7 protein-coding genes are annotated in these 7607 nt (G+C 62.1%); 3 read left to right on the top strand and 4 right to left on the bottom strand.

Going from position 1 to position 7607, the window contains the following annotated elements:
• Positions 1 to 123 precede the first annotated feature (123 nt).
• The 4 genes from AC0C6X_RS11425 to AC0C6X_RS11410 all read right to left on the bottom strand — a co-directional run bounded on the left by AC0C6X_RS11425 (position 124) and on the right by AC0C6X_RS11410 (position 2994).
• Positions 124 to 279 (bottom strand): hypothetical protein, encoded by a 156-nt coding sequence (locus tag AC0C6X_RS11425; protein ID WP_247957905.1) that lies wholly within the window; start codon positions 277 to 279, stop codon positions 124 to 126.
• A gap of 79 nt (positions 280 to 358) precedes the next feature.
• Positions 359 to 535, bottom strand: a complete 177-nt coding sequence (locus tag AC0C6X_RS11420; protein WP_156134297.1) for a hypothetical protein — start codon at positions 533 to 535, stop codon at positions 359 to 361.
• A 175-nt stretch (positions 536 to 710) separates the two neighbouring features.
• The gene (locus AC0C6X_RS11415; protein WP_472953146.1) at positions 711 to 1607 is read right to left on the bottom strand and encodes a uracil-DNA glycosylase; all 897 of its coding nucleotides are present in this window, start codon (positions 1605 to 1607) and stop codon (positions 711 to 713) included.
• 88 nt (positions 1608 to 1695) lie between these two features.
• On the bottom strand, positions 1696 to 2994 hold the full coding sequence (locus AC0C6X_RS11410) for an Hsp70 family protein (RefSeq protein WP_173515974.1): 1299 nt from the start codon (positions 2992 to 2994) through the stop codon (positions 1696 to 1698).
• Positions 2995 to 3454: 460 nt separating this feature from the next.
• On the opposite strand from AC0C6X_RS11410, the gene AC0C6X_RS11405 reads away from it, so the two are divergent.
• The 3 genes from AC0C6X_RS11405 to AC0C6X_RS11395 all read left to right on the top strand — a co-directional run bounded on the left by AC0C6X_RS11405 (position 3455) and on the right by AC0C6X_RS11395 (position 7551).
• On the top strand, positions 3455 to 5116 hold the full coding sequence (locus AC0C6X_RS11405; RefSeq protein WP_472953142.1) for an electron transfer flavoprotein-ubiquinone oxidoreductase: 1662 nt from the start codon (positions 3455 to 3457) through the stop codon (positions 5114 to 5116).
• Between the two features lie 435 nt (positions 5117 to 5551).
• Complete coding sequence (locus AC0C6X_RS11400; protein ID WP_173515976.1) at positions 5552 to 6550, top strand: ABC transporter substrate-binding protein; 999 nt, start codon at positions 5552 to 5554, stop codon at positions 6548 to 6550.
• A 113-nt stretch (positions 6551 to 6663) separates the two neighbouring features.
• Positions 6664 to 7551, top strand: coding sequence for an ABC transporter permease (locus AC0C6X_RS11395; RefSeq protein WP_173515977.1), 888 nt, complete (start codon positions 6664 to 6666; stop codon positions 7549 to 7551).
• The last annotated feature ends 56 nt before the right edge of the window (positions 7552 to 7607 follow it).

The following is a 7607-nucleotide window of genomic DNA, read 5'->3' as shown; positions in this document are numbered from 1 at the left end:
GAACCAATGTCTCCAGTTCACCGCGCTCCTCACCCGTCAAGACAATCGCAACCGCCGCTTTGCCCATCGATCATCCCCTTCTCAAACAGGGAAAATGATCGCACAAATTTATCGATCAGGACACTAGTTCGGCAGCAACGGGCTCACAGCCACGCGATGGGCGCGGCGCGCATCCTTCTTGGTGCTGAGAAGGGTGTATTCGCGCGAGGCGCGCACGGCAGTGCCAATGTCGGAGATCGAATCGAACAGGACCCTGAGGCTCGCGATGGGCTTCGTCATGGTTTCGTTCCTTTCATCGTCGCCGGCTAATTATGCCGACTTGTGCACGCGATACGCGGTCAAGCGTATCGCGTGGGGATCAGCGCTGGATGAAATCGGCGAAAATCTGCGCCGGACGGGTGGTCCGAGCAAGGCCGATCGCGGTCATCTGCTCATTGGCTGCCGTGCCGAAACGGTTGAACGGCGTCCGTTGGGCAGCACCGGTGTGACGGAGCGTCTCAAAGCTGCTGTGGATCGGACGAAAGCGGGCAGTCATGGTTCAATTCCTTATCCATTCCTCCCGTGCCAGCATATTGCGCTGCAACATCGCGTTTTGCAATGCGTCATAATGCGCCGCTGATATGCGCAAACCGCATGGCTTTCTTCATTCTTTGTTCATAAAGCAGGCCGACGCGTTGGCGCCGTATGCGCGTAAGGCGTTTTGGTGCGGATCAGCCGTGAATCCGGGCCTTGAAGGCAAGCAGGTCCTGCCAGGCGAAGCGCTTGTTGACCGGCGCGGTCACCAGATCCTGCGGGTGCAGGGTCGCAAGGGTCGGCACCGTGATGCCGCCGATCGGAAGCTCGCGCCATTCGCCGCGAAGCTGATGGATCGTATCGCTGCCGCCGAAGAAGAAGCGGGCGGTGAAATTACCCAATAGAAGCAGGTGTTTGGGTTCTGCAAGGGCGATCTGGCGTTCGATGAAGGGACGGCAGATATCGGCCTCGCGGGCCGTCGGTACGCGGTTGCCAGGCGGGCGCCAGGGCACGACATTGCTCAGCAGCACGTTTTCGCGGGCAAGACCGATGCCGGCGAGCATGCGGGTCAGCATCTCGCCGAGGCGTCCGGCAAAGGCAAAGGGCTGGCCGTCGCGATCGTCGTCGGCATAGGGCATCGGACCAACGACCATGATGCCGCTTGCCGAGTCGCCCTCGGCAAAGACGAGATTGCGGGCACTGTTTCTGAGGTTGCAGCCGGCAAAACCTTCCATCGCAACCCTGAGCTCGGCGAGCGATCGCGCCGATTCGGCGGCAAAGCGCGCCTCTTCGATCGCCTGCGCATCGGGAATGGCAACGGCAGGGGCGCTGACGGCCGGAGCCGGTGCGCGGTTTTCCCGGGATTGTGGCGGGGCAGCCGCGGCTGTCTGGCGCGCTGCTGGTTGCGTGGCGGGCGCCTCCGCACGGTTGCTGGCCGTCGCGGTGCGCGCATTGCTGCGCGCCGCCTTCATGGCCTCGAACTCGGCGAAGCGGTCGACCGGCTCCTCTTCCAGCAGCCATTCGACACCCGCATCCGCATGGAAGGCGAGGAGGGCGGCAAGCTCAGCCGGAGAGAGGTCGTGGGCGGAAATCATGGCCGCCAACCTAAACCATAAGCTGGCGGACCGGAACCGCTTTTCCGGCCCTCGGCATTCCTATCCAAGGTCATCGATGACGTCCGGTTCAAGCCGCATTCGCCGTCCAGTGGCCGATGTCCTCATGCTCCCCGATCAGCGCCAGGCCGTGGGCGATCGACAGCAGTTCGCCGCCGCTTTCGATGCGGTCGGCCTCGAAGCGACGCTCGAAGATGCTGCGCACGGCAGGAACGAAAGACGTGCCGCCGGTCAAGAACACCTTGTCGATCGACCCGGGCGCCGTCGCGGTCGACTGCAGCACGTCGTCGAGTGCGCCTTCGATGCGGGCGAGTTCCGGCGCGATCCAGCCTTCGAAATCGCTGCGGCGAACCGTTCGGCGCGACATTTCGCCGAGCGGGGCGAAATAGAATTCGGTCTCGTCTTCTTGCGACAGCCGCATCTTCGTCGCCGAGATCGCCTGATAGAGCGGGTAACCTTCGTCATGCTCGATCAGGTCGACAAAGGCTTCGAGCTTTTCCGGCTCCAGACTCTGGCGCACGAGCTGCTTCAGATCGGTGAAATCTTTCAATGTCTTGAAGATCGAAAGCTGATTCCAGCGACCGAAATTCGCGTAATAATTCGACGGCACTTCAAGCAGCTTGTCGAAGCTCTTGAAGAGACTCCCCTTTCCGATGAGCGGCGAGACGACGTTGTCGATGATGCGGAAGTCGAAATGGTCTCCGGCGACACCCACGCCCGAATGGCCGATCGGCGTCGCCGTCAGGCGCCCGGCCTTGGTCTCGAATCGGATCAGCGAATAGTCGGTCGTACCGCCGCCGAAATCGGCGACGAGGACCGTGGCGTCCTGCTTCAGGTTCTGGGCGAAGTAAAAAGCGGCCGCCACCGGTTCGTAGACGTAGTGCACCTCCGGGAAGCCGAAGGCAGAAAGGGCTGCGCCGTAGCGTTCCAGGGCGAGCGCCGGATCGGGGCTGGAGCCGGCGAAGTGCACCGGGCGGCCGACGACGATGCGGCTATACTGATCCATCCAGCCGTCGCCGGCATAGTCGCGCAGCTTGGTCAGGAACACCCGCATCAGGTCCTCGAAGCTGTGGCGCTTGGCAAAGACCTGCGTGCCCTGGAAGAGGGGGCTTGCGGCAAAGGTCTTGATCGACTGCAGGAAACGACAGTCGCCCGGATTGTCGATGAAGGCGCGGATCGCGGCCTGGCCGGCCTCGACCTTCAGTGCCTGGGCACCAAGATTGGTGTCCTTCATGAAGGAAAGTGCGGTGCGCATGGCGTCGGTCGTGCCGGCAAGGCTGTCGAACCGCATCGAGTGGGTGGCGTCGCCGGCGGCAACGGCAAGCACGGAATTGGTGGTGCCGAAGTCGAAGCCCAGTGCCTTGGCCATATGGTGGTCTCCTTGCGTCTGGCGTCGCTGCGCCGCCCGGAGCAAGCCGGCGGCGCGCAACGCAACATGAAATTTTGTCGGGCCATTTCCGCATGTCAGGCGGCCGGCACCGAAGGCGGCAGAAGACACGTCGTCCGGACGCCAGGGGGGCGCCTTCTCGAGTGCCGTTTGCAAATGGGATGAGCCGGCGCGAACCGCCGGAAGGGTGTGGCGGCCTCGTGGCATGGCTCTTCGGCAAAAGCAAGGCCGAATGGCTCATAGCGTCGGTACGCGACAAAATGGTGTATTTACGTTTACGTGCACGTCATATAGACATTTGCCCTAAACTCATGACCTCATGCGCAAAAGCGGGCATCGTCTGTCGCATCCCGGCTCGACAAGCCAAACTGCATTTGCCATGACGGCATGATATATCCTGGGAACTGAACCGGCAGAAGACCGGTGAGACTGGAGAGACCGTATGACCGAGCAAGATCTGCCCGAACGCGAGAGCATGGAGTTCGACGTCGTGATCGTCGGCGCGGGGCCGGCCGGTCTCGCGGCGGCGATCCGGCTGAAGCAGGTCAATCCGGAGCTTTCGGTGGTGGTGCTCGAGAAGGGCGCCGAGGTCGGCGCGCACATCCTGTCGGGTGCGGTCGTCGATCCGATTGGCATCGACCGGCTGCTGCCGGGCTGGCGTGAAGAGGCGGACCATCCGTTCAAGACCGAAGTGACGGATGACCACTTCCTGTTCCTGGGGCCTGCCGGCTCGATCCGCCTGCCGAACGTCCTGATGCCGCCGCTGATGAACAATCACGGCAACTACATCGTTTCGCTCGGCAACGTCTGTCGCTGGCTGGCCACCAAGGCGGAGGAACTCGGCGTCGAGATTTATCCGGGCTTTGCCGCGACCGAAGTCCTCTACAACGACGAAGGTGCCGTCATCGGTGTCGCCACCGGCGACATGGGCATCGAGCGCAATGGCGAGCCGGGCCCGAACTTCGCCCGCGGCATGGCGCTCTTGGGCAAGTACACGCTGATCGGCGAGGGCGTGCGCGGTTCGCTCGCCAAGCAGCTGATCGCCAAGTTCAAGCTCGACGAAGGGCGTGACGTCCAGAAATTCGGCATCGGATTGAAGGAGCTCTGGCAGGTCAAGCCGGAGAACCATCGGCCGGGCCTGGTGCAGCACTCCTTCGGCTGGCCGCTTGGCATGAAGACCGGCGGTGGTTCGTTCCTCTACCATCTCGAAGACAACCTGGTGGCCGTCGGCTTCGTCGTGCACTTGAACTACAAGAACCCCTATCTCTACCCGTTCGAGGAGTTCCAGCGCTTCAAGACCCATCCGGCGATCCGCGGCACCTTCGAGGGCGGCAAACGCCTGTCCTATGGCGCGCGCGCCATCACCGAGGGCGGCTACCAGTCGGTGCCGAAGCTTTCCTTCCCGGGTGGCGCACTGATCGGCTGTTCGGCTGGCTTCGTCAACGTGCCGCGCATCAAGGGCAGCCACAACGCCGTCCTGTCGGGCATTCTCGCGGCCGAGAAGCTGGCGGCGGCGATCGCCAACGGTCGCGCCAATGACGAGCCGATCGAGATCGAGCGCGGCTGGCGCGACAGCGCCATCGGCCAGGACCTGAAGCGGGTTCGCAACGTCAAGCCGCTGTGGTCGAAGTTCGGCACGGCGGTGGGCGTCGCACTCGGCGGCTTGGACATGTGGACCAACCAGCTCTTCGGCTTCTCCTTCTTCGGCACGTTGAAGCACGGCAAGACCGATGCGCAGTCGCTCGAGCCGGCATCGCAGCATCAGAAGATCGACTATCCGAAGCCGGATGGCGTCTTGACCTTCGACCGGCTGTCCTCGGTGTTCCTGTCGAACACCAACCACGAGGAGGACCAGCCGATCCACCTGCAGGTCAAGGACATGGAGCTGCAGAAGCGCTCCGAGTACGACATCTATGCCGGTCCGTCGACGCGCTACTGTCCGGCCGGGGTTTACGAGTGGGTGGAGAAGGACGGCAAGCCGACCTTCGTCATCAACGCGCAGAACTGCGTGCACTGCAAGACCTGCGACATCAAGGATCCGAACCAGAACATCAACTGGGTGCCGCCGCAGGGTGGCGAGGGTCCGGTCTATCCAAATATGTGATATCGGTTGGTCCTCATGGAACGAAGAAGAGCGGCGCCGGTCTCCCGGCGCCGTTTCTCTTTCATACGCGGTCGACGAAGTCGGCGATGCGGGCGCCATCTCAGCCGCGCATTGCTTTTCGAACGCCCCGGCGACGCTATTTGGCCACCCGCTGCGGTAACCGGGTCCGGGTGTCACGCCATTACCAGCGCAGCAAACAGTCCTCACTCGCGCCTCAGAGTTGTTCAGGCATTGGGAAAGGCACTCGTTGACGCAAATGGAAAAGTCCTTGCCGGAAAACCCCGTTAGCTTTCATGGTGTCATCGGCTCGACGCCGACGAATCTGCAGGCTTTCGGTCCCTGTTGTTTCGAGTTGGACCGAGCTTGTGACGCTGTCGATCCCTGCGGTGAGATCGGCAGTGCGACGGGATGGACCGCCAAAACAAGGGAACGGAAATGAAGAAGCTTCTTGCAACGACCTGCCTGGCTGCAGGCCTCCTTGGCCTCGCTGGTACGGCCTCTGCCGCCGAATGCGGCGACGTGACGATCGCCAACATGAACTGGCAGAGCGCCGAGGTGCTGGCAAACGTCGACAAGATCATCCTGACGGAAGGCTACGGCTGCAACGCCGACCTGGTTGTTGGCGACACGGTGCCGACGATTACCTCGATGATCGAAAAGGGTGAGCCCGATGTCGCGCCGGAGGGCTGGGTCGATCTGCTGCCGGACGTCGTCAACCGTGGACTTGAGGAAGGCAAGCTCGTCGGCGCGGCGCTCGCGCTTTCCGATGGCGGGGTCCAGGGCTGGTGGATCCCGAAATACATCGTCGATGCCAATCCCGATATCAAGACGATCGACGACGTGCTGAAACACAAGGAACTTTTCCCGGATCCGGAAGATTCCAGCAAGGGTGCCGTGTTCAACGGCCCGCAGGGCTGGGGCGGAACGGTGGTGACGACGCAGCTCTACAAGGCCTATGGCGCTGAAGCCGCAGGCTTTACCCTTGTCGACACCGGTTCGGCCGCCGGCCTCGACGGCTCGATCGCCAAGGCCTACGAGCGCAAGCAGGGCTGGGTCGGTTACTATTGGGCGCCGACCGCGCTTCTCGGCAAATATGAGATGGTGAAGCTCGAGCACGGTGTGCCGGCAGACCCGGCAGAATGGAAGCGCTGCAACACCGTTGCCGATTGCCCGGACCCGAAAAAGAACGATTGGCCAAAGGACAAGGTGCAGACGCTGGTGACCAAGGCTTTCGCCGATCGTGCCGGCCCGGCCATGGACTACCTCAACAAGCGTGCCTGGACCAACGATACGGTCAACAAGCTGATGGCCTGGATGACCGACAACCAGGCAAGCGGCGAGGAGGGCGCCAAGCACTTCCTCCAGGAAAACCCCGATATCTGGACCAACTGGGTTTCGCCCGAGGTTGCCGAAAAGGTCAAGGCCGCGCTCTGATCGCAGGGATTGAAACAACAGGCGGCGCGCCGGTTACGCGCGCCGCCACTCGTTCGACGTCCGGCAACAGCAAAACAACAATCGCGGCCGGTGAGATGTGAAGGGGAAATGGAATGGACTGGTTTACCCAGTTTCCGCATATGGATGACGAGCGCCTGCGGGTGCTAAAGAAGGCGATCGATGAGGGCTTCCGCACCTTCACGCGCACCTACGGCGACGGTATCGAGTCCTTCTTCGAGCCGCTGCAGTTCTTCCTCATCCAGTCGGAGCGCTTCATGACGAAGACGCCCTGGCCGATCATCCTGCTCCTGGTCGCGGTGATTGCCTGGGTCGCGAGTCGTAACTGGAAGATCGTCGCCGGCTGCATCGGCACGCTGCTCATCATCGGCTATTTCGACATGTGGGACGATACGATGAAGACGATCTCGATGATCTTCGTCTGCACCGTGCTGTCGATCGCGATCGGCATTCCGATCGGCATCGTCATGTCCCGTTCGGACCGGTTCCAGAACATCGTCAACCCGATCCTCGACGTGATGCAGACCATGCCGAGTTTCGTCTATCTGATTCCCGTCGTCATGCTGCTCGGCATCGGCAAGGTTCCGGGACTGATTGCCGTGGTGATCTACGCCATCCCGCCGATGATCCGTCTGACGAATCTCGGCATTCGCCTGGTCGACAAGGACGTGCTGGAGGCAGCCGATGCCTTTGGTTCCTCCGGTTGGCAGAAGCTCAAGAACGTCCAGATGCCGCTGGCCCTGCCGACGATCATGGCCGGTATCAACCAGACGATCATGATGGCGCTCGCCATGGTGGTCATTGCCTCGATGATCGGCGTTCAGGGACTTGGCCAGCCGGTGCTGAAGGCGATTGCCAACCAGTATTTCACGCTCGGCATCTTCAACGGCCTCGCCATCGTCGGCATCGCGATCATCTTCGATCGTGTCAGCCAGGCCTATGGGCACCGCCTGCAGAAGCATCGGGAGATCATCCACGGCTGAGCCCGAGCGAGCGCTACAAGTTGAGGCCCCGGAGTGCAAAAGCGCCGGGGCCTTTG

The organism is Ensifer sp. VA4, from assembly GCF_055710065.1.
This window is presented reverse-complemented; position numbering and strand designations above follow the sequence as displayed.

What these genes read in the sequence shown, in the direction of transcription:
- AC0C6X_RS11425 (WP_247957905.1), bottom strand. Translation starts at nt 279, where the DNA reads ATGACGAAGCCCATCGCGAGCCTCAGGGTCCTGTTCGATTCGATCTCC.
- AC0C6X_RS11420 (WP_156134297.1), bottom strand. Translation starts at nt 535, where the DNA reads ATGACTGCCCGCTTTCGTCCGATCCACAGCAGCTTTGAGACGCTCCGT.
- AC0C6X_RS11415 (WP_472953146.1), bottom strand. Translation starts at nt 1,607, where the DNA reads ATGATTTCCGCCCACGACCTCTCTCCGGCTGAGCTTGCCGCCCTCCTC.
- AC0C6X_RS11410 (WP_173515974.1), bottom strand. Translation starts at nt 2,994, where the DNA reads ATGGCCAAGGCACTGGGCTTCGACTTCGGCACCACCAATTCCGTGCTT.
- AC0C6X_RS11405 (WP_472953142.1), top strand. Translation starts at nt 3,455, where the DNA reads ATGACCGAGCAAGATCTGCCCGAACGCGAGAGCATGGAGTTCGACGTC.
- AC0C6X_RS11400 (WP_173515976.1), top strand. Translation starts at nt 5,552, where the DNA reads ATGAAGAAGCTTCTTGCAACGACCTGCCTGGCTGCAGGCCTCCTTGGC.
- AC0C6X_RS11395 (WP_173515977.1), top strand. Translation starts at nt 6,664, where the DNA reads ATGGACTGGTTTACCCAGTTTCCGCATATGGATGACGAGCGCCTGCGG.